The sequence below is a fragment of the Vibrio sp. WZ-1 genome (assembly GCF_052037695.1).
In the GTDB taxonomy this organism is placed as follows: Bacteria; Pseudomonadota; Gammaproteobacteria; order Enterobacterales; family Vibrionaceae; genus Vibrio.
This window is the reverse complement of the sequence record NZ_JBQEQR010000075.1, coordinates 297431-322720: the sequence shown is the minus strand read 5'-3', so window position 1 is coordinate 322720 and position 25290 is coordinate 297431. Positions and strand designations below refer to the sequence as shown.

General features: G+C 42.6%; 22 protein-coding genes, 2 pseudogenes and 1 other annotated feature. Of the genes and pseudogenes, 6 read left to right on the top strand and 18 right to left on the bottom strand.

Annotation, left to right across the window (positions count from 1 at the left end):
* Nucleotides 1-219: 219 nt before the first annotated feature.
* The 6 genes and pseudogenes from yciA to ACTS60_RS12545 all read right to left on the bottom strand — a co-directional run.
* Nucleotides 220-615, bottom strand: a complete 396-nt coding sequence (yciA, locus tag ACTS60_RS12570; protein ID WP_440888506.1) for an acyl-CoA thioester hydrolase YciA — start codon at nucleotides 613-615, stop codon at nucleotides 220-222.
* Nucleotides 616-726: 111 nt separating this feature from the next.
* Nucleotides 727-1293 (bottom strand): septation protein A, encoded by a 567-nt coding sequence (locus ACTS60_RS12565; RefSeq protein ID WP_440888505.1) that lies wholly within the window; start codon nucleotides 1291-1293, stop codon nucleotides 727-729.
* Between the two features lie 121 nt (nucleotides 1294-1414).
* Nucleotides 1415-1657: a hypothetical protein gene (locus tag ACTS60_RS12560; protein ID WP_440888504.1), complete on the bottom strand. Its 243-nt coding sequence runs from the start codon at nucleotides 1655-1657 to the stop codon at nucleotides 1415-1417.
* Between the two features lie 89 nt (nucleotides 1658-1746).
* Complete coding sequence (locus ACTS60_RS12555) at nucleotides 1747-4302, bottom strand: hybrid sensor histidine kinase/response regulator (protein ID WP_440888503.1); 2556 nt, start codon at nucleotides 4300-4302, stop codon at nucleotides 1747-1749.
* Nucleotide 4303: 1 nt separating this feature from the next.
* Complete coding sequence (locus ACTS60_RS12550; protein WP_440888502.1) at nucleotides 4304-5473, bottom strand: acyl-homoserine-lactone synthase; 1170 nt, start codon at nucleotides 5471-5473, stop codon at nucleotides 4304-4306.
* Between the two features lie 304 nt (nucleotides 5474-5777).
* Nucleotides 5778-6467 (bottom strand): annotated as a pseudogene (locus tag ACTS60_RS12545) (dicarboxylate/amino acid:cation symporter); the annotation flags it as partial.
* Between the two features lie 247 nt (nucleotides 6468-6714).
* Between ACTS60_RS12545 and ACTS60_RS12540 the strand changes: the two are divergent.
* Both ACTS60_RS12540 and ACTS60_RS12535 read left to right on the top strand, forming a co-directional pair.
* Nucleotides 6715-7515 (top strand): hypothetical protein, encoded by an 801-nt coding sequence (locus ACTS60_RS12540; RefSeq protein ID WP_440888501.1) that lies wholly within the window; start codon nucleotides 6715-6717, stop codon nucleotides 7513-7515.
* Between the two features lies 1 nt (nucleotide 7516).
* Entirely contained in the window at nucleotides 7517-9778 is a 2262-nt protein-coding gene (locus tag ACTS60_RS12535; protein WP_440888500.1) for a UvrD-helicase domain-containing protein, read from the top strand.
* A gap of 106 nt (nucleotides 9779-9884) precedes the next feature.
* Here ACTS60_RS12535 and ACTS60_RS12530 read toward each other — a convergent pair whose 3' ends face one another.
* From ACTS60_RS12530 to ACTS60_RS12490, 9 genes and pseudogenes are all read right to left on the bottom strand, one after another.
* A complete protein-coding gene (locus ACTS60_RS12530; RefSeq protein WP_440888499.1) occupies nucleotides 9885-11135 on the bottom strand; it encodes a dicarboxylate/amino acid:cation symporter in 1251 nt (416 codons plus the stop codon).
* A gap of 137 nt (nucleotides 11136-11272) precedes the next feature.
* Nucleotides 11273-11857, bottom strand: a pseudogene (locus ACTS60_RS12525) (dicarboxylate/amino acid:cation symporter); the annotation flags it as partial.
* A gap of 337 nt (nucleotides 11858-12194) precedes the next feature.
* A complete protein-coding gene (gene trpA, locus ACTS60_RS12520; RefSeq protein ID WP_440888498.1) occupies nucleotides 12195-13001 on the bottom strand; it encodes a tryptophan synthase subunit alpha in 807 nt (268 codons plus the stop codon).
* Nucleotides 13001-14191 carry a tryptophan synthase subunit beta gene (trpB, locus tag ACTS60_RS12515; protein ID WP_440888497.1) on the bottom strand — a complete coding sequence of 397 codons (1191 nt, stop codon included), beginning with the start codon at nucleotides 14189-14191 and terminating at the stop codon, nucleotides 13001-13003. Before trpB ends, trpA begins: the two co-directional genes overlap by 1 nt.
* A gap of 65 nt (nucleotides 14192-14256) precedes the next feature.
* Nucleotides 14257-15696 (bottom strand): bifunctional indole-3-glycerol-phosphate synthase TrpC/phosphoribosylanthranilate isomerase TrpF, encoded by a 1440-nt coding sequence (trpCF, locus tag ACTS60_RS12510; protein WP_440888496.1) that lies wholly within the window; start codon nucleotides 15694-15696, stop codon nucleotides 14257-14259.
* 13 nt (nucleotides 15697-15709) lie between these two features.
* Complete coding sequence (gene trpD / locus ACTS60_RS12505) at nucleotides 15710-16720, bottom strand: anthranilate phosphoribosyltransferase (RefSeq protein ID WP_440888495.1); 1011 nt, start codon at nucleotides 16718-16720, stop codon at nucleotides 15710-15712.
* 37 nt (nucleotides 16721-16757) lie between these two features.
* Nucleotides 16758-17366: an aminodeoxychorismate/anthranilate synthase component II gene (locus ACTS60_RS12500; RefSeq protein ID WP_440888494.1), complete on the bottom strand. Its 609-nt coding sequence runs from the start codon at nucleotides 17364-17366 to the stop codon at nucleotides 16758-16760.
* Nucleotides 17367-17382: 16 nt separating this feature from the next.
* The gene (locus tag ACTS60_RS12495; protein ID WP_440888493.1) at nucleotides 17383-18948 is read right to left on the bottom strand and encodes an anthranilate synthase component 1; all 1566 of its coding nucleotides are present in this window, start codon (nucleotides 18946-18948) and stop codon (nucleotides 17383-17385) included.
* Nucleotides 18949-19074: 126 nt separating this feature from the next.
* Nucleotides 19075-19178: a sequence feature (Trp leader region), on the bottom strand.
* The gene (locus ACTS60_RS12490; RefSeq protein WP_440888492.1) at nucleotides 19125-19250 is read right to left on the bottom strand and encodes a Trp operon leader peptide; all 126 of its coding nucleotides are present in this window, start codon (nucleotides 19248-19250) and stop codon (nucleotides 19125-19127) included. It overlaps the preceding feature by 54 nt.
* 94 nt (nucleotides 19251-19344) lie before the next feature.
* On the opposite strand from ACTS60_RS12490, the gene rnm reads away from it, so the two are divergent.
* Nucleotides 19345-20223 (top strand): RNase RNM, encoded by an 879-nt coding sequence (gene rnm / locus ACTS60_RS12485; protein WP_440888491.1) that lies wholly within the window; start codon nucleotides 19345-19347, stop codon nucleotides 20221-20223.
* 38 nt (nucleotides 20224-20261) lie between these two features.
* Nucleotides 20262-20882, top strand: a complete 621-nt coding sequence (locus ACTS60_RS12480) for an L-threonylcarbamoyladenylate synthase (RefSeq protein WP_038885015.1) — start codon at nucleotides 20262-20264, stop codon at nucleotides 20880-20882.
* 339 nt (nucleotides 20883-21221) lie between these two features.
* Here ACTS60_RS12480 and ACTS60_RS12475 read toward each other — a convergent pair whose 3' ends face one another.
* Complete coding sequence (locus ACTS60_RS12475) at nucleotides 21222-21947, bottom strand: calcium-binding protein (RefSeq protein ID WP_440888490.1); 726 nt, start codon at nucleotides 21945-21947, stop codon at nucleotides 21222-21224.
* 351 nt (nucleotides 21948-22298) lie between these two features.
* On the opposite strand from ACTS60_RS12475, the gene rluB reads away from it, so the two are divergent.
* Nucleotides 22299-23237 (top strand): 23S rRNA pseudouridine(2605) synthase RluB, encoded by a 939-nt coding sequence (gene rluB / locus ACTS60_RS12470; RefSeq protein ID WP_010447509.1) that lies wholly within the window; start codon nucleotides 22299-22301, stop codon nucleotides 23235-23237.
* A gap of 141 nt (nucleotides 23238-23378) precedes the next feature.
* On the opposite strand, the gene ACTS60_RS12465 is transcribed toward rluB, so the two are convergent.
* Together ACTS60_RS12465 and efpL are read right to left on the bottom strand one after the other, a co-directional pair.
* Complete coding sequence (locus ACTS60_RS12465) at nucleotides 23379-23699, bottom strand: HI1450 family dsDNA-mimic protein (RefSeq protein ID WP_005431208.1); 321 nt, start codon at nucleotides 23697-23699, stop codon at nucleotides 23379-23381.
* 2 nt (nucleotides 23700-23701) lie between these two features.
* Nucleotides 23702-24268 carry an elongation factor P-like protein EfpL gene (gene efpL, locus ACTS60_RS12460; RefSeq protein WP_010447515.1) on the bottom strand — a complete coding sequence of 189 codons (567 nt, stop codon included), beginning with the start codon at nucleotides 24266-24268 and terminating at the stop codon, nucleotides 23702-23704.
* 230 nt (nucleotides 24269-24498) lie between these two features.
* On the opposite strand from efpL, the gene ACTS60_RS12455 reads away from it, so the two are divergent.
* Nucleotides 24499-25266 carry a nucleotidyltransferase domain-containing protein gene (locus ACTS60_RS12455; RefSeq protein WP_440888489.1) on the top strand — a complete coding sequence of 256 codons (768 nt, stop codon included), beginning with the start codon at nucleotides 24499-24501 and terminating at the stop codon, nucleotides 25264-25266.
* Nucleotides 25267-25290: the final 24 nt, after the last annotated feature.

Here is a 25290-nt window from a genome sequence, read left to right as displayed (position 1 = left end):
TTCTTTATACAAGGCAGAGGCTTTGAAATGTAGTTGCCCTACCTGATAAGCCGATAACGCAGTAGAAAGGAGCCACAAACGCTGCCCAAAGGGTTCGGCTAAAAGCGTTTTACTCTTTGTTGAGAGGATTTTGCTTAGAATAGCTAGGCTACAAACCTCTCGCCGCGATTAAAACGCTTTTATTTCGAACAAAATTTAACCGCAAAAGGTCAACAGACCCTACTTTTGAATAGGGCGTGGCTTACCTTGGCTATCGATGGCTACGTAGTTGAATGTTGCATCGCAAACCATGAAACGGTCTTCTACACCATCTACTTTGACCGGTTTCACCCAAACCTCTAAATCAACGCTCATTGAAGTACGGCCAATCTTACTGCATACGCCATAGCAACAAACAACATCTCCAACACTAACAGGTTTTTTAAAGGTGATGCTGGAAACTGAAACGGTAACAACGCGGCCTGAAGAGATTTCTTTAGCCAAGATTGCGCCCGCTAAATCCAGTTGAGACATGATCCAACCGCCAAAGATATCGCCGTTGGCATTGGTGTCGGCTGGCATTGCCAAAGTACGAAGCAGTAATTGCCCTTTAGGTGAATGACCTTCTTCACTCATGATGACATCCTAATATTTCTAATATGCAAAAAAATGGAGCAAACAACAAAACAGCGACCCAAGGGTCGCTGTGAATAATCAATGTGCGTGGATTATAGCAAAACTGAGCTTTTAATCATCAACCGATACATCGGATGAGTTTTTTTCTTTCTGCTCTTTTGGCATGTGTTTGTAGATATAAAAACCGGTCGCGATCATGTACGCAAACGTGGCGATCAATAAGCCAAAGACTTTGAAGTTTACCCACACATCTAATGGTAGCTCAAAAGCAACATATACGTTTAAGCCCGCACAAAGTGAGAAGAAGCCAACCCAAGCCCAGTTGATCTTAGTCCAAACCGATTCTGGTAGGGAGATCTCCTTACCTAGCATGCCCTTGATTGCCGACTTACCCATCGCGTGGCTAACCGCAAGGCCAATAGCAAATATCATATATACGATGGTGACTTTCCATTTAATGAAATTTTCGTCGTGGAGAAATATGGTCATGCCACCGAAGATTGCCACCATGGCGAAGGTAATTAGCTGCATCTTCTCTACTTTTTTGTATAAAGCGAAGGTCAACACAATTTGAATGGCGGTTGCAACAATAAGCGCCCCAGTTGCAACGTATATATCGTACATCTTGTACAGGGCAAAGAAGACAATGAGGGGAATAAAATCAATAATTTGCTTCATATTGCGGAAAAACCGAGTTGTTGAGTTGGAGACAGTCTAGCGGAATCTCGCGCAATGTGAATAGTTGAGGGGGCTTAGATACAAAAATTGCCACTTACTAGCGGCAACTTTTCGGACATTTCTAGGCAACGTTTTGGTATTGAGAGACCAAGGATTTCACGTCTTCTAAATAGCCTTCTTGCAGTAAGTTATGGACCGTCATTTCAAGCTCTTCTTCGGACATGGTAAAGCAGGTTGATTTCCCTGTCATGATAGACAAATATTGATGATATTCGTCTTCAGTAAAGTGTCCGATTCGATCCAGCAACAACGCTTTAATACCGTGATGAATCAAGCCGTAGTATGTGTGTCTCTGCATTAGCATATAGCCTCCTAACAGTACCGGTGATTTAGCGTTGAATCGGTACCGAAATGTTCCTATTGCTGACGATGGTGCATAACAAGTGCCATGTTTTATATTTCTGCTGTTTGTCTTTCTCTTGTATGCTGATTATTGAGCCATCGATCAAGAATATTGTTGAGTGCAGCAATAGTTGTTGGCTTGGAAAGGCGATCGTCCATCAGTTCTTGGATGAGTTCGAGTTCACGAGTCCCGGACTCTCCGGATAAGGCAATAATAGGAGTGTTTGGAGATAACTCTTTGATTTTTCTGCTTGCTTCAAATCCATTCATTATTGGCATCTGTACATCCATCAACACTAAGTCAATATGATTTGATTTAAATATATTGACTGCAGTTTCCCCGTTATTGGCTTGAATAGTGTTAACCTGAAGTTTATCAAGATACATCTGTACTAATGCTCGTTGTACTTCTTTATCATCGACAATGAGAATAGTAGGGGCATTGATTTTGCTGTTACCAAAGTGGAGGCCTTCACTTTTTTCCGTAGCCTTATTAGGCTGAGGTGACAATGGCTGCAGCTTACTTGGCTTGTTATCAAGAGGAGCTTTAGCATTGGGTAAAGCGGGGAAATAAAGATAGAACTCAGTATACTGGCCCATGACCGACTGACACTCAATACGACCGCCAAATGAGCGCATAACTCGTTGACAGTAACCAAGTCCAAGCCCGCTACCACCACTTTTCTGATGGCTGAAAAAATCTTCAAATACTCGATGTAGAATGTTTTCGTCGATGCCTGGCCCTGAATCACGAAAGACGAGTACGTTTTCATACTGACCAGTCTCAAATTGAATCTCAATTTGACTGTGAGGGTAGGAATCAAAGTAGTAAATCGCATTTCGCAATAGATTGAAGATGACAAAGCTAAACAACGTTTCGTTTAGATTAGCAATAAAATCATTGCTGGTAGATAAGTGGATACGCTGACTTGCTTCTGCATTTTCAAAGCCATAGCGCTGCACGGCTTGCTGCACTGCAGCCTGAATGGAGATCTGTGAGTTTGGCTCATGTTCTTGAGAGGTATCACTGACTTCTCGCAGAATAATATCAATAAGCTGTCGACCTCGCAGAATTGCGCTTTGTCCTTTTTCGATATCATGCAAAGTCTCTGACTCGTCAGATTTTTTTTCAATATGCTGCTTTAGCTTTTCAAACTGGAGCTGAACTTGCGCTAAAGGATTTCGCATTTCATGAGCAATTGAATTGGCTAGAGCCCGACTCTGCTTGATCTTTCTATCGGCTTCGATAGTAGATTGAACCCGGTTTAGAAGTGTTTGTAGTGCAGAGATTTCTTCATTGGAAAAGAGGGCATTATCGATCTTATGAGGAGAGATAAGTAAGTGAGTAACTGACTTTCCTTTCCCAAAAAGTGGCAATACGAGTGCAGTCTTATTTGAGCTCATCTTTTCATGGAGTTGTTTGAGTTCACGTTCCGTTGAATAGGATTGCTCTAATCTTTCCACTAATTCATCAAAAACCAGCGCTGATTTACTATTCGGCAAATAGTTTTCATAAACCGTATCGTTGTAACTGCTGGTCACGAGTCGAAGCTTCTCACTCGATATATTCAGTAAAAAAGCTAATTGGTGCATTGCGTCATCGATTGAGTCTTTAAACGCACTCTCTAGAGAAAGAATTTGTTGAACGGGTGTCAGAACCTCTCCGTAGATAAGGAATGAAGTGTAACGACTTACTTGTTTGAATACCGATTGCCAAGTGATACCAATAAATAAACAGATAAAAGCAGCGGCAATTAACTGGTGATTTTCAGATAATGGGATATACAGCGCAACGAAAGGAATAGAGTACATTACTGCTGTTAGTACCGCCGTTATCACTATATATGTTAAATATCTTGCGCTGTAAAATCGTGATGTAAGCAATGCGTATCCAACAAAGAGCATTTCACTGATAGACAGGGCTGGTGGAAGCCAAGTTAGTGAAAAGTCATTAAGGAAAAATGTCATTCCAACCTGGATTGTAAGCGTCGATAGCATAAAAATGACAATCCCGGCAATCATATAGTTAGAACGGACTTTAATAAGCTTAAATTTACTTCCTTTAATAAAGAACAGGTTTTTTAAAGTTAAGATGATCAATACAAAAACGAGAGTGAAAAACAGGCTAGTTAGTTGACCAAACTGAATTGTAAATTCACTCGGTGCAGTAAAAGTAACATCAATGACGGTAAGGTCCGGGACAAGGTTTATTGTAATAGCTACTGCACTAAAGGCTAAGAGTACTATCTTTTGGGTTAACTTTAGCTCTGGTTTTGATACGCCAGCACTCAGTAAACACGAAAACGTATAAGCAAATGCGAATGCAGAGTAAGCAAATAAATTCGATAGTACAGCTAAGCCAATCGATAATGTTTTTTCGAGTTGCAATGGCAGTTCGGTATGAAAATACACATTGGTTAATATCCACATGCACAAACTGAAGGAGTAGCCGATGTAATAGAGATAATACCCAGATTTAAAATCATAGTGCTTACGAACTAATGAGTTGATGAAGTATCCGATCCATGCCAATACAAAGCCAGCAGTCACGACCAGTGTTATTGCTTTTGGATACGTCATTACGTCAAAGAGATTCAAAATATCCATATCAATTTTGACTCCGCTTTTCTGCTAGGACTTTTGTTTTATAGCTTCGAAAGTCCGTTGTCTCGAAGTCTCTCCGTACATTGGGCAAATACCACATACCTTTATTGATTTGCTCTGTACCGGAACTGAAAAATGCCAAATTTGTGTAGCTTTTCTGCGACATCGATTGATAAAAATAGAGCATGGCCGGATTTTGCGTAATGATGAAAGCCGTGCAGAACTGATTCTCATCTAGCACTTCAGCTAAACGTTTTTGGCTAAGGTACAAGAAATACAGCCCAAGTGAACGTGGGGCAGAAATTGCCAGTCTTATTATTTCGCAAATGGCATTTTTGTTCAGTGTGTGGTGATGTAATTGATGTTGTAAGGAAGCATCAGAATTCGTTGCTTCAGAGGTCACTTTTTGTTGAACAAGAAGCTGCCCCAATTCATTAGAGTTTTCAGAATGCCACAAAGGGTTATTGAAGTAATGAGAAAAGAACAACCATCCAGAAAGTGATTTCCCGCACTGAATTCGAGCGCTTGATATAAGATGCCTATGTTCTGAATCGATGCTCGGGGCAGTTAATACAAAATGTGTCTCATTTTGGGATAACTCCAAGTCCAACAAAATCTCATACCATTGCTCTTTGCGGACAAGGGTTTGTAAATTGCTCATTAGTATGGCATCAGCAAGTCTCATCGGTTGGCTGCAATATGGTGTGAAAACTAACTCGGTATTGCTGGAGACGTTTACGAGTTCGGATTTGTAATACCCATCGACTCGTGGCATGTAAGCGTAAGTTGGAGCTTGCTCTGGACAGCAATACCCTTGGTAACTCTTGCGAAGCTTATAGATGAGATAATCACACCAAAAATCGAGCCACGATGGGTAGTGTTGGTGAATTGTGCTTTCTAGCGCTTCGAGCTCAATGGCTATACTTCCAAGTGAACTCGAAAGGCATGCTTTCTCATATGCATTGGAGGTGATTATTTTGAGCAAATTACCGCTTTCTAGCGATGGGTCTATTTTTCTTGTATCAGAAATACGTTTTCGACAAACCTCTTCAATTAGGTGTTTGCCTTGAATAGTTTCAAGCCTAATAAATGCTTCAAAAGCTCTTTCTTTTTTGACTCTTGAATCAAGATGAAATTCTAGGCTCGACTCTACTTCAGTCGAGTATTGCGCCATCCTAGCCTCGTTTGACGTTTCAATCAGGTGTTTGCCAAACCACCCTTATCATTATGTTTGTGTCGAATTGATTGAGCATACTGCTAGTTGTGTCTAACGCACATTCTAAAAAGCAGTTGCTTAAGGTCTTGTTCTATATCGACTCTTATGCTGAATATACTAATCGTATTAAAACAGGTTTCATAGTAAGAAGAGGCATATGGCTAGGACTCTTTTGCCATATTGTGAGAGGAGGCGAAGAATTAAGGCGATAAAAAACCGGGACGAATCCCGGTTTCAATTAAATACAAAATAAAGTAGGTAATTACGCTTCTTGTTTTTGAAGCTCTACTTGTTCTGCTTCTTCTTCCACTAGCGCATCAACGATAACAGCACATGCTGCGTCACCGGTGATGTTTAGTGCCGTACGAATCATATCGAAGATACGGTCAAGAGCGAACAATAGTGGTAGACCTTCGATTGGAATACCAGCAGCAAGCAGTACAGCTACAACTAGGAATGAAGGGCCAGGGACACCAGCTTGGCCTACCGCACCTAGTGTAGAAGTTACGATGATCGCGATGTAAGCGCCCATGCCTAGGTCAATGTTGAACAGCTGAGCAAAGAATATTGCCACTAGACCGTAGTAAATCGCGTTACCTGACATGTTGATGGTCGCGCCAAGAGGCAGAACAAACGATGCCGTCGAGTTCTTAACGCCTAGCTCTTTTTCACACGTATCCATCGTCACTGGCAATGTTGCCATTGAAGATGCTGTAGACAGTGCAACCGCTTGTGGTTTCTTCATTGCAGATACGAACTTCTTCGCTGATGTTTTAGTGAAGATGTGTACCATTGCTGGGTAAACCACGAAACCAAATACTAGGATTGCAGCGACGTAAACGACGAACAGTTTGAACACCACCATTAGGGCACCAAAACCAAACGTACCTACCGCTTCTGCCATCAGACCAAATACGCCGATAGGTGCGATGATCATCACTTTGTTGATCATTGCAGTGAATAAAAATTAGCCAGATGATAGTTGCAACAAAAGTTTAGCAAACAAAAGTAAGATGCTTTGTATTTAAATATCAATCAATTACGGTCTTTTCCTATGCTAAAGAAGTTTTGTAACGTACAAAACTTGAACATCTTGTTGTTTGTAATGTATGTGCGCTTAGTCACATATGTGCTATTCAATAGCTTACAGTAACATTGCTTATGGTAAGGTTATACAATTTCATTGTAGGAAATTAAAGTTGGCAGACAAGCGTAGTTTTTTTCGTGAAGGTCTCAATAGTGAGCTAACCCAAGGTAGTGTGTTCTATGGAGCACTTGTAGAAGATTATAATGACAAAATAAATTACGGTTTAATCATCACTGCAAGATGTGATATTTCTCAAAACAAAGCGCCAGTATATAGTTATCTTCCACTTGTGTCTTTTGACAACTGGCTTGTTCAGGAATTTCCTTTACTATTACATAATAAAATTAAAAAAAGTGTATATAATAGTTTGGTTTCGGCATTTATTAATATTGGAGGCAGTGAGTTACTATTAGATACTTACGACTTAGAAAAACTGAAAGATAGTTTCTCAGATGCCGGTAGTAATAAACAAAGAACGAGCTTTCATAATAAAATTGAAGATTTTTATAAGCTGAATAATTTATTATCTGGTGATATTGGAGTTAATGAAATAAAATCGTTAATCACGTCATCGAAAATTTTCAGTTCAGCCTGTGAATCTATATTAGATGATCTTATTTCACAAAATTTATTAGGCTATTACTTTGTTGATGATATTACTAATGATGGACCTCATGTTATTAAACTAAGAGACGTTTACCACTTAAAATCAGATTATGCGGTAAACCTTCGTAATGGGATTAATCTAAAAAATGTAAATTATCTCAATGATAATGAAAAGTTATCATTTACGGTGGGTAAGATAAAATCACCTTATATAGAGCACATTTTACAGAAATTTTCTAATGTTTTTACAAGAATCGGTATTGATGATCCAGATAAAAACATGATCAAGGATATGATTGGTAACTAATATGATTAAATTTATTGCAATTGATATAAATGCAGCGAAAGAAATAGTTAAGATTAAAGATTATCAAAGTGTTGACTACAAAAAAGGGAAAGATCTTATTGGTCTACTTAAAGAAGGTGTTCCTTTCGAAAATAAAGATGTTTTTGTTGAAGAAGTTTCAGAAGGCTGGCTTATTAGAACTGATAGGTTCGATAAGAATAAAACATTAGTATTTGACATAACAGAGTTTCATGGTTTTTCAGAGAACAATGACCGAAACTGTATAACTTTATTCCAAAAGTCTTGTCGATTAGTGATAAAGTTATGGGAAGGTATGGGACTCAGCTCATTGGAACGTGCTATTGATAATAGGTTTGTCATTCTTACTCCATTTTCTTTTAGAACGGGATATTATAAAGTTGCTTTAGACAAGAGACCAGACCAAAAGAGACAAGATAGAAGAAATAGCCAGCATTTTTTGATATTTGGTTCTGGCAATGATCAGTTTGAGTTAAATACAAATCATCTTACAACTAACTATAAAAAAGCAGTTGAATCTTATAAAGATGTTAACCAGAGAGAATCAGAAAAAGGACCATCCAAAGATGATTCTTTTTCTTCTATGTCTCTTGAAATGCCAGATAATGAAGTGAGCGCTTTTATTGGCTTTAATGGTATTGAGGGCTACCTTACTGAAAATCAAAAGATTTTCATTAATAGTAGCTCTCTTGGTCCTGCAAGGTTAGATGGCGCTGCTGGTACAGGTAAAACACTGAGCCTTATTCTTCGATGTATTAAGACATTAAATCATTATAAAAATCTATCACAAGATAAAAAACTGATTTTTATCACACACAGCTCTGAAACAAAAAACAACATAAAATCAATATTTCGAGCAAATAATTCAGAAGATCTAATTTATGACCCAGAAGTAGAAAAAAACCACTATGTACGAATAACAACATTGCAAGAGTGGTGTATAGAGTTATTAGGAAATAAAATTCAAGAGACTGAATACTTAGATAAAGATGCAAGAGACTCTAAAGAAACGCAGTTATTATATCTATATGAGATAGTTGAAAGTTTTAAGTCGAATGAGCTAAAATCATTCTCAAAAATGATATCAAGAGAATTATATAATTTTCTTGATAATGATGAACATTGGTCTATTGCTGAACTTTTACAATCTGAGATTTCTACATATATTAAAGGTCGAGCGGGAGAGAGCTTAGAGCGATATAGGAAAATATCTCGTTCAAAATACTTGATCCCTATTAAAAAAGATGAAGATTTTGACTGCATTTATGCATTATATAATAAGTATAATGAACGCCTAATATCGTTAGGACAATTTGATAGTGATGATATCGTATTGACAGCTATCGGGGAACTGGAAACACCTATCTGGAGAAGAAGAAGAATTGTTGAAGGTGTCGATGCTATTTATATTGATGAAACACATCTTTTCAATATGAATGAATTGTGTCTATTTCATTTCTTAACGAAGCCAGATTCTACAACTAATATAGTATTTACTATTGATAGAAGCCAAGCTTTGGGTGATTCAACACTGTCATCAGGTGAGGTTAGAGATGCTTTAAATATTAATGATAATGGTGAAATTGAAACGGAGGGCTTTAATACGATATTTAGGTGTAGCCCTGAAATCATTGATTTAGCAAATCACATACTATCAAGTGGTGCTGGATTATTTACTGATTTTGAAAATCCATTAAGTCGTTCAAGTGGCAGCTTTACAATGGAAGAAGAAAAGAAATGCGTAGCTCCTTACATTAAATCTATCCCAAATGATAAAGATTTATTAATGTCAGCTTTTGATGAGGTAGATTTATTACACAAAAAATTAGAGTGTAGCAGGTCGAATATTGTAATTATTCCTACGACAGATTCTCTCTGTAAAGATATCGAGAAATTGGCAATGGAAATCAATAAGCCTTTTGAAATTATCAAGAATCGTGGTGATATTCAAAAGGTAAATGATGCCCAAAAAGGGGGAAAGTATATTATATCTGGTATTGATTATGTCGGTGGGTTAGAGTTTGATGCAGTTGTAATTGTTGGAGCGGATAAAGGAAGACTTCCTCCAACAGAAGTCGATGTAAATACAAATAGCAAACACTATTTAACTTATATTTCTTTTAACCGATTATATGTAGCTATAACTCGTGCTCGATTTGCTGTAGCGATGCTGTATTCTGGTGCGAGAGGAATATCAGAGTTACTACAAACCTCAATTGAGGATAAGTTCTTAGACTCTGTGTGAAGGGAAGTAGTGTTTGTTGCTTTCTTTTTATTATGTGATTTTCAAAAATCGTTTTTTGGAAATGAAAAAAAGCCACACGAAGTGTGGCTTTGAAAAGGCAGTAAACTTAGGCTTTTTGTTGTTTAAACTCTTCTTGTGCTTCTTCTTTTGCAATTGCGTCAATGATAACTGCGCAAGCAGCATCACCAGTGATGTTTAGAGCAGTACGAATCATGTCGAAGATACGGTCAAGAGCAAACAGTAGTGGCAGACCTTCGATTGGAATACCAGCAGCAAGAAGAACAGCTACAACAAGGAAAGAAGGACCAGGAACACCTGCTTGACCAACCGCACCAAGAGTCGAGGTTAGGATAATTGCAATGTAAGCGCCCATAGATAGGTCGATATTGAATAGCTGTGCGAAGAAGATAGCAACCAAACCGTAGTAAATTGCATTGCCAGACATATTGATAGTCGCACCTAATGGTAGAACAAAAGAGGCGGTAGAGTTTTTTACACCAAGTTCGTTTTCACAAGTATCCATAGTTACAGGAAGAGTTGCCATTGATGAAGCTGTAGAAAGGGCAACTGCTTGTGGCTTCTTCATCGCTACGAGGAACTTTTTCGCTGATGTTTTCGTGAAGATTTGAACCATTAGCGGGTAAACAATGAAACCGAAGATTAAGATCGCTGCAACGTAAACAACGAACAACTTGAACACGACCATAAGAGCGCCAAAACCGAATGTTCCTACAGCCTCTGCCATCAGACCAAATACGCCGATTGGAGCTATAATCATTACACAGTTGATCATGTAAACCATGCTGTCAACGATAGTATTGACTCCGTTGATTAATGGGTCACGTCTCTCTTTTGGCTGTTTAGATAGAGCCACACCAAAGAACATGCAGAATACAAGGATTTGAAGGATGTTTGCTTCGTTTAGTGATTGAAAAACGTTAGTAGGGATCATACCAGTAATGGTTGCCCAGAAAGAAGGGAGATCGCCTTTTGAAGCATATTCTGCAGAAAACATACCTTCGACGCCAGATACATCAATCCCTATGCCCGGCTTAAATACTTCACCCATTACTAATGCGAGGGCAACTGCAAGTGCAGATGTTAGACCGAAGAAAGCAAGCGTTGAGACGCCAACTTTACCTGCGTTAGTACTATTTCCAAGCCCCGCCGCTCCAGAAATTAGTGCAACAGCAACCAGTGGAATAACCAACATTTTGATTAGGTTAATAAAGATTGCACCAAGTGGAGCAAACATTGCAGCCGATTCGCCCATTAGAGCACCAACGGCAGTACCAACGATCATTGCAATAACGACTTGAAAGCCAATATTGCCCATCAGATTTTTTTTATCAGACACGTTTCCATACCTCTGTGATTAGATGTTGTGTTTGTTGAATTTTTTTAATTACAATTCCAAAAACATTTAGATTGCTTTTGGAATTGTAATTAAAACATTAGGTTATTTGAGTTTCTGTGTGGCGTAAGAAGTGTTGTAACGATGTTGATCATCCAAACCATCGCGTCAACGATGCAGTTAACACCATTGATGATTGGTTCGCGGCGTGCTTTTTCTTGCTTTGAAATCGCAATACCGAAGAACATACAGAACACAAGGATCTGAAGGATGTTTGCTTCATTAAGTGATTGGAAAACGTTGGTTGGGATCATACCAGTGATGGTTGCCCAGAAAGTAGGTAGCTCACCTTTTGAAGCGTATTCTGCTGAGAACATGCCTTCAACGCCTGAAACGTCGATGCCCATGCCTGGTTGGAACACTTCACCCATAAACAGAGCTAGTGCTACTGCCAGAGCTGATGTTAGACCGAAGTAACCTAGGGTTACTAAGCCCACTTTACCAGCAGATTGACTGTTGCCCAGACCTGCCGCACCTGAAATCAATGCAACAGCGACCAATGGGATCACTAACATTTTGATTAGGTTGATAAAGATAGCACCTAGTGGCGCAAATACAGTTGCACTGTGACCCATGAAGGCACCAACGGCAGTACCGACGATCATTGCAATGACGACTTGCACGCCAATGTTGTTTAGCAAACTCTTTTGTTTTAACACTTCCATAACCTCTGTGCTAATAATATGTAAAATCCTAAAATTACCCACCAATCTAAAGTTGTTATTTGGATAATTATATCGCCTTGCTTTTTACACTTATCATTCACAATTAGCAATACAATTTCAGTACAAAATGACTAGCTAATAAGTAATTTATTGACTGGTGATAATTTTTTAACCAGTAGCAAACGTTTGCTATTGGTGTTGATCATGTTCGAGCTTGGATGTGTTTATAAAATTAATGGTAAGGGAAGGGGGATTTTAGAAAGTGAATGTTAAAAAAAAGATCGATTTTTATCGCTTGATAAGGAATCGATCTCATATTAATTAAATTAGTGATACGTTATTTTTGTGTTGCAGCTTTCATTGCAGAAACGAACTCACCAAGCTTATTGAGCATCATTTGTGGCTGCTCTAGGTTTGCTTCAATGATTTTTACTACTGCTGAGCCAGAAATAGCTCCAGCTGCACCAGACTCTAGGGCTTGTTTTACCTGTGCTGGCTCAGAAATACCAAAACCAAGTAGCGCTGGTGGCGCATCAAACTGATTTAATCTGTCTAGCATGTGGCCAACTGGCATGTTTGCTTTGGTCTCTGCACCTGTCACGCCTGCACGAGAGAGTAGGTAAGTGTAGCCACCGCCAAGTTCTGATACTTGCTTCAGTGTTTCATCACTTGCTGTTGGCGGTGCGATGAAGATGGGATGAATACCAAACTTTTCAGCTGCCGCAACAAACTCTGCACTTTCATTGGTTGGTACGTCAGCAATTAAAACAGAGTCGATACCTGCTTTCGCGCAGCGTTCATAGAAGTTCTCGATACCACGGGAGTACACAATGTTTGCGTACATAAGAAGACCGATAGGAAGATCTGGGTACTTGGCGCGGATCTTACCAATTTGCTCGAAGCAGATATCAGGCGTAGCACCAGAATCTAGAGCACGAATGTTCGCACCTTGGATAGTCGGACCGTCTGCTAGCGGATCAGAAAATGGGATACCGAGTTCTAGGGCATCTGCACCCGACTCAACCAATGTTTCCATGATCTTGTAAGATTGTTCAGCGTTTGGATCACAAACCGTTACGAACGGTACAAATGCGCCTTGGTTTTTCTCGTTTAGACGCGCAAACATCTTTTCATAACGGCTCATTAGATCGCTCCTTTTTCTTCTAGGATGGCATGCACGGTGAAGATGTCTTTATCACCACGACCAGATAGGTTAACTACCAGCAATTGCTCTTTTTCTGGATTCTCACGAGCCATGCGCAGTGCGTGTGCTAGAGCGTGAGAAGACTCAAGGGCAGGGATAATACCTTCGCTGCGAGCGAGTTCTTGGAAAGCATCTAGCGCTTCATCATCGGTGACATTATCGTATTCAGCACGGCCAATCGCATTTAGGTGTGCATGCTGTGGGCCCACAGAAGGGAAATCAAGACCCGCAGAGACAGAGTACGACTCTTCAACCTGACCGTTTGGATCTTGCATCAATGGCGCTTTCATACCGAAGAAGATACCCGTTTTACCGTGTTTAAGTGGTGCACCGTGTTGGTCGGTATCAATGCCTTTACCTGCTGGCTCAACACCAATTAGGCGAACGCTTTCTTCTTCGATGAAGTCAGCAAACATACCGATAGCGTTTGAACCACCACCCACACACGCGATAACTGCGTCAGGAAGACGACCTTCACGTGCCAAAATCTGATTCTTCGTTTCTTCACCAATCATGCGTTGGAAATCGCGCACGATGGTTGGGAATGGGTGAGGGCCTGCCGCTGTACCTAATAGGTAGTGCGCGTCTTCATAAGTTGCAGACCAGTCGCGTAGCGCTTCGTTACACGCGTCTTTAAGTGTTGCTGAACCAGAGTGGACAGGAATAACTTCTGCACCCATGAGTTTCATACGGAATACGTTCGGGCTTTGACGCTCAACGTCTTTTGCACCCATGTAAACACGACACTTAAGGCCAAGCAGTGCACATGCTAGTGCGGTTGCCACACCGTGTTGACCTGCGCCAGTTTCAGCGATGATTTCGTTTTTGCCCATGCGTTTCGCAAGTAGCGCTTGACCCAACACTTGGTTGGTCTTGTGCGCGCCGCCGTGAAGCAGGTCTTCACGTTTTAGGTACAGTTTGGTTTTCGTACCTTTGGTTAGGTTACGAGTTAGAGTCAAAGCCGTTGGACGGCCCGCATACTCTTGAAGAAGCGTCATGAATTCGCTGCGGAATTCTGGATCTTCTTGCGCGTCGATAAACGCTTGCTCTAGTTGCTCCAATGCTGGAACTAGAATTTGCGGAACGTACTGACCGCCGTATTCGCCAAAGTAGGCATTCAGTTTTGCCATTGTGATATTCCTTCTCGTATTTTTTCGCTACGAATAGCTTTAAATTTTTTAGCTGAAATACAGCTTTAGTAGTTGCGAATTGCGCTGAATGCCGCGAGCAACTTCTGTGAATCTTTTTTGCCTGGTGCACTTTCTACACCAGAGTTTAAATCTAATCCCAAGCAACCTAGTGTCGCTGCTTGTTGAGCATTTTCTGGCGACAGTCCACCCGCTAGCATAATTTGACTTGGGTCGCCGATTAGTGACCAGTCGAACACTTGACCCGTTCCGCCTGTTTGAGTGCCAACTTGCGCATCTAGTAGGTGACGGTCAATGTTATCTGCAAGCAGTTGTGGCTTCATATCTGTCACGCCGTAAGCTTTCCAGATTTCAACGCCTGCTGGCAGCTCTGCTTTTAGCTGGTTAACGTAAGCTTGGTTTTCTTGACCGTGCAACTGCACCGCTTTCAAACCCAGAGAGGTCACCATGGATGCAACAAAATCGATATCGTGGTTTTGGAACACGCCTACGTAGTTCAGTGGGGCACCGCTCATGGTTAAACGAGCACCTTCAAGGTCAACCGCACGCTTAGATTTCTCGACAAAAATCAGGCCACCAAATACCGCACCAGCTTGATACGCTTTCGCTGCGTCATCTGGATGAGTGAGACCACAGACTTTGTTTTCACCCAACGTGACTTTGCGTACTGCAAGCTCTAGGTTGTCTTCTGCCATCAGCGAGCTACCAATCAAGAATCCGTCTGCGTATTCGGCTAAATCACGAACTTGTTGATGCGTATAAATGCCAGACTCTGAAATCACCGTCGCGTTTGGTGCTAATTCGCGAATTGTCGGCGCAAGTTCTTTCGTACGATTCAAATCGGTACTTAGGTCGCGAAGGTTACGGTTATTGATGCCGATAACGCGAGCGCCTAGCTTAACCGCGCGATGAAGCTCTTCTTCGTTGCTCACTTCGGTCAGGATGCCCATGTTCAGGCTGTGTGCTGCTTCTTCTAACGCTTTGTACTCTTCATCATTGAGGACAGACAGCATCAGTAATACAGCGTCTGCGCTGTAATGACGCGCTAGGTAAACTTGGTAGGTGTCTACCATGAAGTCTTTACACAGAACGGGCTGTTTGACTTGGCCACGCACTTGAGGAAGAAAGTCAAAGTTACCTTGGAAGTATTTTTCGTCTGTTAATACCGAAATTGCATTAGCATGGTTGTTATAAACCGATGCAATGTAATCCAAGTCGAAATGATCACGAATCAAACCTTTAGAAGGAGATGCCTTCTTACATTCGGTGATGAATGCTGTCTTTTCGCCACTCAGTGCATCGTAGAAGCTGCGGTCCGATGGCAGCAAATCAGACTGAAATGTGCTTAGCGGTTGAGACACCTTACGGTCTGCTACCCACTGATATTTGTCGCGGACAATTTTCGCCAGTACTTCTGCCATTTCTGCTTCTTTCTTAGAAACGTGTTCAGACAGGTTGTCAGCTTGCTGAGTGTTGAAGTCAGTCATCTTCTTCAATTCCTTAAGCGTGTGCGGCAAGTTGTTGTACCAATTGGTACGCCTTACCAGAATTCATTGCCTCAATCGCTTGTTGCGTGTTGGCTTTTAAATCTTCGTGGCCGAATAGACGCATTAGCAAAGCTACGTTCACCGCCACTGCGCCTAATTGTGCATCTGTACCTTTACCCGTCAGGATATTGGTAATGATCGCTTTGTTTTCTTCAGGATCGCCACCTTTGATCGCTTCTAGCGGGTGCGCATCTAAACCGAAGTCTGCAGGCGTTAGCGTGTATTCGGTGATCTTGCCGTCTTTGATTTCAGCAACGGTAGTTTCACCATGAATTGCCACTTCATCCAAACCACTACCGTGTACCACAGCGGCGCGCTTCATACCCATTTGTAGCATGGTTTCTGCGATAGGACGAACCAGTTCTTCACTGTATACGCCCATCAATTCGATGTTTGGACGAGCAGGGTTAATCAGTGGACCAAGAATGTTGAAGATGGTGCGTGTTTTCATGGTTTGACGCACAGGCATCGCATGGCGAACACCACCGTGGTATTGAGGTGCAAATAGGAAAGCAACACCGATATCGTCTACCGCTTTGCGCGTATCTTCTGCGCTCATGGCAAGGTTGATACCAAACGAGTCAAGAAGGTCAGAGGAGCCCGATTTGCTTGAAACGCTACGGTTACCGTGTTTCGCCACTTTTAAACCACATGCTGCAGCAACAAACGCTGCAGTGGTTGAAATATTGATGGTGTCGTGCCCGTCACCGCCAGTACCTACGATATCTGCGAAATCGTAATCTGGACGAGGGAAGGGGTTTGCGTTTGCCAGCAATGCTTTGGCCGCGCCGGCAATTTCATCCGGTGTTTCGCCTTTGATTTTTAGTGCAGTCAGTGCTGATGCCATCAAAATTGGGTCTAGTTCACCACGGATGATGATGTCGAACAGTTGTTGGCTCTCTTCCTGAGTCAGTGACTCTTGCTCGTACAATTTGGTAATAATAGGGTTGATGATTGCTTCCATATTTCCTCTCCTAAATTTCTTATGTGCCAAGTGCTTTTTAAGCAGTGAGTGGGTTCGTTGAAGTTTGTTCTTCAAGTGCCCATTCAATGGCATTGGCCAACAGTGTTGCTCCGTAGGTCGTCATAATAGATTCCGGGTGGAACTGGAACCCGCAAACTTTATCTTCTTCATGTACAACAGACATCACCAAATCATCCACTTCTGCTGTGATGGTTAGGCTCTCAGGAACCTGAGTAGCAACCAGCGAGTGGTAACGTGCAATTGCAAGTGGTGATGGTAGGTTTTGGTAAATCGCATGGTTTTGGTGCTCCATCATAGAGACCTTACCGTGAATAATTTCGCCCGCGCCAGCAACGGTGCCGCCGTACGCTTCGACAATCGCTTGGTGACCAAGACAAATGCCGATCATCGGTACTTTGCCTTTCGTGCGTTGGATAAGCTCTGGCATTGAGCCTGCCTCTGACGGTGCACCAGGACCTGGTGATAGCAGAACCACTGGGTTTTCAAGCTCGTTTACCGCTTGTTCGATGGTTTCCGCTGGGATGTTGTTTCGGTAAATCTTGACTGAGTGACCTAGCGAGCGGAACTGATCCACAAGGTTGTAGGTGAAAGAGTCAAAGTTATCGATAAAAATGATATTAGCCATCTCTGAACCCTATTCCTTATTGTGACTTATGCGCTGCTTGGATAGCAGAGATTACCGCTTGCGCTTTACCGCGCGTTTCGTCTGCTTCCGCTTGCGGATCAGAGTCGAACACCACGCCAGCACCGGCTTGAACTTGAGCAATGCCATTTTCTACGTAAGCAGAGCGAATGACGATACATGTGTCGAGTGTGCCTTCGCCGGTAAGGTAACCCACAGCACCGCCGTAGCTACCGCGTCGTGCACCTTCTACATCGCGAATCAACTGCATCGCACGAATCTTTGGTGCGCCAGTGAGCGTGCCCATGTTCATACAAGCTTGGTATGCGTGCAGTGCATCTAGGTCTTCACGCAGTTGGCCAACCACGCGCGATACTAGGTGCATCACGTGGCTGTAGCGGTCAACTTTTAGTAGGTCTGCTACGTGGCGAGTGCCCGCTTGTGCAATACGAGCGACGTCGTTACGTGCTAAGTCAACCAACATCATGTGTTCTGCGTTTTCTTTCATGTCAGTACGCAGTTCAAGTTCGATGCGGCTATCCAAGTCGAAATCGATCTCGCCGTTAGGGCGTTTACCACGGCGACGAGTGCCTGCGATTGGGTAGATTTCAATTTGGTTGGTATCGGTTTCGTATTTAAGCGCGCTTTCTGGTGATGCGCCAAACAAAGTAAACAGTTCGTCTTGCATGTAGAACATGTAAGGGCTTGGGTTACTTTGTTTGAGTTCTTTGTAGGCTGCCAATGGGGAAGGGCAAGGGAGTGTAAATCGGCGAGACGGTACGACTTGGAACACATCGCCTTTCACTACGAACTCTTTTAAGTCACGAACGATTTGGCAGAAGTCTGAATCAGATACGCTAGGTTCAACCGTGACGTCGGCGATTTGCTCTGCACTTGGCAGCAGTTTTGGCGCCGCACATTGAGCGCTGATTTCTGCGATGCGAGTTTCTAGTGTTGTTTTTTCTGAATCATCGACAAACAAAGTCGCTTGCAGCTGGCAAGATTCAGTTTGATGATCCACAACCAACAGCGTTTCCGCTACGTAGAACACGTAATCTGGACATTGGTTGGTTGCTTTTGCATTACCAAGTGGCTCGAAGTTCGCGACCAAGTCGTAAGCAAACAAACCACCAAGGAAAATCGCGTGCTTATCTTGCTCTGAAATATCGAAGCTGTGTTGCACTAAACGCAGCGCATCGAAAGAAGAGGCTTCACGTAGGCGAGAGTCTTCATCTAGTGTGTCGCACGGTTGAGTGAATTCCAAAGTCAGCGTTTCGCCATCGAAATCACTCTCAACGTCACCACGAATGTTCTGGTTTAAATGGGAAAGTAGGTTTTTACCGTTGTTGGTCAATGCCTGCATGCTGACGCTATGACCAAAGCAGACGATACGCACGGCCGAATCGACAATCAGTAGTGATTTTAGATCTTGCTTTGAATCGATCTCAGCGGATTCTAGTAATAGGCTGTCAGTCTTGTTCTCACATAATGTGTGGAACAAGCGAGTCGGGTCTTGAGTATAAGGGACGGAGGCCGTTAGCACTTCAAGTTGTCCAAGTTTCTGAATATCAATGGCCTTATTCACAAGACCTCCTTATAGCTGTTTTATATCTTCCTGCCGTACATAGTGGCATAAAGCAAACGTTCACCCAATCAAGTTTTGGTCATATTCGATGAATGTTTAAGCAGTTGAATGTGAGATGAACGACAAAATAAAAAGCCCGCTGAAGTAGCGGGCTTTGTGTTGTTTAATTCTATAAACTAGAAGTACACGTTCGCCCACCAAGAACTTGTCCAAGTGCGCCACCAAGCAAGATCAGCAGAAATCATCTTATTCGTATGAACTGCAACTTTCGCTTCCTGGTTTTGGTTAAATTCTTGTAACATGGTGAGCCTTAATTAGGTACTTCGTATTTATGTACTAGTTAACTAGTGCAGAGATAAAAAGTCAACCCCAAAACAGCATTAAAACGACAAAAAGATGAGAATTGATTTACACAGCCACACCACCGCTTCAGATGGTCGCTTTGCACCACATGATTTAGTGGATAGGGCACTGAGTTTTGATATCGAGGTTTTGGCGATCACAGATCATGATACGGTTGACGGCTTAGCTCCGGCCAAGCAATACGTTGAAGAGAACAATCTCCCGATAAAAATCATCAACGGTATCGAGATCTCTACCGTTTGGCAGAATAAAGATATCCACATTGTGGGTTTGAATATCGATCCAGATAGCCCGGCATTGACAGAATTGATTGAGCAGCAGAAAACGCACCGCGTGGCTCGAGCTGAATTGATCGCTGAGCGTCTACAAAAAGCCACCCGTGAGGGCGTACTAGAAGAAGTCCGGCAAATTGCAGGTGATGCGCCTATTACGCGAGCTCACTTCGCCAAATGGTTGGTGGACAATGGTTACGCCAAAAACATGCAGATGGTTTTTAAAAAATTTCTGACGCGATCCAACCCTGGCTATGTACCACCGAATTGGTGTTCCATGAAAGATGCGGTTGACGCGATTCATGCCGCGGGTGGTTCTGCTGTACTGGCTCATCCGGGTCGTTATCAGCTTACCGCAAAGTGGGTAAAACGCTTGTTGGCCGCATTTGTCGAAGCAGGCGGAGATGCCATGGAAGTTGCGCAACCTCAACAAGCGCAACAAGAAAGACGCAACTTGGCCGATTATGCTATACAATACAAACTATTAGCTTCTCAAGGCAGCGATTTTCACTATCCATCACCGTGGATGGAGTTGGGAAGAAACCTCTGGTTACCTGCGGGCGTAGAACCAGTTTGGAAAGATTGGGGTATTGATCCTTCGTTGGACAACAAGCAACAAGACGAAGTCGAAACTCCCTAAAAATATAGAGCCGAGAGGTTCGATAATGAGGAATTACAATGAGCCAGTTTTTTTACGTTCATCCAGAAAACCCACAGGCTCGCTTGATCAATCAAGCAGTAGCAATCATTCGTAGTGGCGGTGTTGTGGTGTACCCAACCGATTCAGGTTACGCGCTAGGCTGTCAACTGGAGAACAAACAGGCGTTGGAACGTATCTGTCAGATCCGTCGTCTGGATGATAAGCATAACTTTACTTTGTTATGCCGTGATTTGTCGGAGCTTTCCCTGTACGCGCGAGTTGATAACACCGCGTTTCGACTATTGAAAAATAATACACCAGGGCCTTACACATTCATCTTTAAAGGTACGAAAGAAGTGCCTCGCCGTTTGATGAACGCAAAACGCAAGACCATTGGTATTCGTGTACCAGATAACCGCATTGCGCTAGACCTTTTGGAAGCGCTTGGCGAGCCAATGATGTCAACGTCGCTTATCCTTCCGGGTAACGACGTTACAGAATCGGATCCAGAGGATATCCGTGACAAACTAGAGCACGCGGTAGACGTTATCCTTAATGGTGGTTATTTAGGTGAACAGCCAACGACGGTTATTGACTTCAGTGAAGGTGAAGCCGTTGTTGCCCGTGTTGGCTCTGGCGACCCTGCACCATTTGAGTAATTGGTTTACTCTTAGAAAAATAAGAAAGGGAGGCGTTGTCGCTTCCCTTTTTTGATTGTGGGTTTAGATATTATACCCAAGTGACTTCAAGATGCAGGATTCAGAGCGTTGTCATTGATTCGAGGTCAAGGAAAACAACGCAGCGTAATAGCCAGCTCTTTCCAAGTTGTTTGACGCAGTAATCGGGTCAATGACACGCTCCCAAAGGGCGAGTTGCCTTGGCTTGTATACTTTGTTGCCGATTCTTGATTTAGACCCACTAGACCTTTAAATCGCCGCCGCGTCTACAAACCAAGTCATTCTCGCTGAACCTAGCATCTCGAGGTTACTTGGGTATATTTAGGTGAAATCAAAAATATTAATGTCGTTGTTACTCATGTAGTCGACGTATGCTTGATCAACGCCTTTCAACGTTACTTCAATATTGAACTCGTCACTTGAGTAAACCGCCCATCCATGTTCATTGAATGAAAGTTCAAGCTGCTGCTCAGACTCAAGAAAGGAGTCTCTCTTGCCATCGCAATCCGTATCTCTTCCAAGATCGAAGGTGAACTTGTCTTCGAAGATATTGAAGTCGAGTACTTCTGCTTTGATTTCAATCTCATTGCTGGTGATGATGCCCTCTGGCGTTTTGACGGAGAGGCGATTAGAGAATACAAACTCGTCGTTGCCTGAACCTCCGGCGAGCGTGGAGTTTCCATCACCCACGATAAGCTTGTCATTTCCTAAGCCGGCATTGAGAAAGTTGTTGCCAGAGTAATCGAATAGAATATCATCACCTTCTCCACCGTAAAGGAAGTCATTCCCTAATCCTCCAGACAGGTAGTCGTTGCCACTTCCGCCAGAGACATGATCTTCGCCCTTACCACCAAGTAGATAATCATTCCCACCGTTGCCATCGATATAATCATTTCCGCCAAAGCCGACGAATTTTTCATCTCCGCTATCACCTACGAATACATCTGGCGTAAAAGAATCGACCGTTCCTTTAACATCATCTTCCTTAGCCGTTCCAAAAATCCAATTATAGTCGGGAGCCGTTGAGCTGCTTTCTGATCGAGACATATCTTTTCCTTTTGATTGTATGCGTTAAAGAGACGAGTGACACTGAAACTCGCCCTAGTTGTGAGAAGTCCTGATAATTTTATCAAGGCAAGGCTGACGTGGTGGGTTATTAGCGTTTGAGTTTAGAGCGAATTTTTCTGATTCGTTTTAGTACTATTGGGTTATTTGTTGGAGGAATTGAAGTGGGATCCTAATCTGTAATTTCATCAACCAAAGCACGAAATGCTCTTACAATAGATTTAAGAATCTCGTATAATGTCCGACCGAAAAAATCCCATTCATGTGGGTAACTTGCAAAATGATGACCAATTCTGGTCTCGACGTCTGTGAAGACGACACATAGGTAGATAAATGAGCGAAAAGTTACAAAAAGTATTAGCACGTGCAGGTCACGGTTCTCGTCGTGAGATTGAATCGTTAATTAAATCTGGTCGCGTTAGCGTGAACGGAATCGTAGCTAAACTTGGTGAAAGACTGGAAGATGAGAACAGCGTAGTTCGTATCGATGGTCACGTTGTGTCTGCGAAGGCGCAAGAAGAAGTGATCTGTCGTGTTTTGGCTTACTACAAGCCAGAAGGTGAACTATGTACTCGTCACGACCCAGAAGGTCGTCGCACTGTTTTCGATCGTCTGCCAAAGATCCGTGGTTCTCGTTGGATTTCAGTAGGTCGTCTTGATGCGAATACATCAGGTCTACTGCTGTTTACAACAGATGGTGAGTTGGCAAACCGCCTTATGCACCCAAGCCGTCAGGTTGAGCGTGAATACCTTGTTCGTGTTTTCGGTGAAGTAACTGAACAAAAAGTGAAAAACTTGGTTCGTGGTGTTGAGCTTGAAGACGGCATGGCACGTTTTGAAGATGTAGTATATGCGGGTGGTGAAGGTATGAACCACACGTTCTATGTTGCAATCAACGAAGGTCGTAACCGTGAAGTTCGCCGTCTATGGGAATCACAAGATACGACGGTTAGCCGCCTAAAACGTGTTCGTTACGGTGATATCTATCTGGACAAGAAACTGCCTCGTGGCGGTTGGATGGAACTTGATCTTAAAGAAGTAAACTACCTACGAGAATTGGTAGAGCTTCGTCCAGAAAAAGAAACCATGCTTGATCTGAACAAAGATAACACTTCACGCAAACGTGAACGTGCTCGTAGCCAAAAAATCCGTCGCGCTGTTAAGCGTCACGAAGAGCGCGTAAATACGCCTAAAGGCCGCAGCAACAACCCTTCTCGCCGTAAGCCAAAGAAGAGCGCAGGTGATCAGGGTGCACGTAACAAGCATCGTTAATCGATAGCGAAAATTAGAAAGGCTTGCCCACTCGGCAAGCCTTTTTCTTATCTGACTTGCCGAAACAGGGCATAAGGTTTACTTCATACATAAAAAAACACCAGCGCAAGGCTGGTGTTTTTGATCATGACGACGAAATCGTTAATCACGTTTCCAAAGCATATGGCAGAACTTATGTTCTGGGTCTCGACTGATTAGCATACGAGCAAAAACGTCATCAAGTACGTCATTTTCCTCGTTTACTAAGCCGATTCGAACTTCTGCATACACTTCTTTGTCGATGTCAAAGCCAACATGTTCAACCCAGTCATCACCAGTTTCAACAAGCTCAGCGGCACCACGATCTTCAAATTGCGCAGTAAACAGAATGACATCAGCTGGCTCTAGGTTGTCTGGAGCCATCTCAAGGAAGATGTCGTACGCAGCGTCGATAACGTCGTCGTAAGAAATCAAATCAGACATGCTTATGCTCGGCTCATGAACTTACGTTCAGTCGTGTTCACAATTACACGTTCGCCAGTTGCGATGTATTCTGGAACTTGAACAACAAGGCCAGAAGCAAAGCGAGCTGGTTTAGTACGTGCAGATGCAGATGCACCTTTGATTGATGGATCAGTTTCTTCAATCACTAGTTCAACAGAAGATGGCAGTTCAATACCAACAGCAGCACCGTTTACAAGGATAATGTGGATACCTTGTGTATCTTCGTTGATGAACAGCATATCGTCTTCAACTTCAGCGTGCTTGAATGTGTATTGTGAGTAGTCTTCGTTATCCATGAAGATGTGCTCATCGCCATCAGCGTATGAGTACACAACTGCACGTTTGTTCATTTCTACTGTTTCAACAACGTCATCAGACTTGTAACGCTCATCTACACGTGCACCAGTGTTTAGATCTGTACAACGCATTTTGTAGATTTTAGCGCCGCCACGACCACCAGGAGTCGTTACTTCGATGTCTTTTACTAGAAGAGTTTTACCATTAGACTCGATTGCGAAGCCTTTTTTGATTTCACTTGCCTTTGGCATTGTATTTTCCTATTTACACTTATTAAGCAAAACTTGGAGATTATAGCGCTAAGTTGTCTAGCTGACATCAAAATATTTACCTCCCTAGATATCCTCCTATAAGGTAAACCTTGGCTTCGAAGTCATATGGTTAGCTGAAACCTAGATGTATAGTACCGATAAACTTGATTCGTTACAGAAGCTGATCGATCATAGGCTATATTCCAATTAACTCTTTTATTTCCTGATACATGTCTCTACCTGTTATTGATCCAAGCGAACCTTGCCAACCTCAATTTGAAGCCCTGATTCGAGAAGTTTTAATGTGCTTAAAAGGGGGCTTAGGGCCAAACCTCCATAGTGTTTATGTCTATGGCAGTGTGGCGCGTAAAACCGCAGTTGTAGGCAAATCAAACCTTGATATTGTTGTGGTGACTAAGACTGGGTTTGAAGACAATAGAGTGACTTTGCTCAATACCATCCGCTGGCGTGTGCAAAAAGGTTATCCCCAAGTGACAGGTGTTTCTATACGAACAGCCCTGACTAAAGAAGTTGCGAACCTAGATAGTATTTTTACGTGGGGTTTCATGCTCAAGCATTGTTGTGTTTGTGTCTACGGTGATGATCTTGCGGATTGTTTTGGTGACTACATTCCAAGCTGGGAGATTGCCAAGCATTGGAACATGGATGTAGAAGAGTGGGTGTCGATATATCGAACTAAAATAGTACAAGCCAAAGACACTGACGATCTAATTAATGCTCAGGTTACCATCGCTAAAAAGCTACTATGGGCTTCCTATTCTGTCGTCATGCACAAGGATAAAAGATGGTTTGATGATCCTATCGAATGTGGCAAGGTTTTTCTCCAATACCACCCAGAGAAAGAGACGGAGATTCATCGATTGGGAATTTTACTTTCTGGACGTTCTATTCCTAAACGCTCGGTGCTTGGCTTGCTGGATGGATATGGGCAATGGTTAGTGAAGGAATACCAAAAAACGGAGTTTCGAATCGGCTAACCATCATAAAGAGTGTGGGGGGAG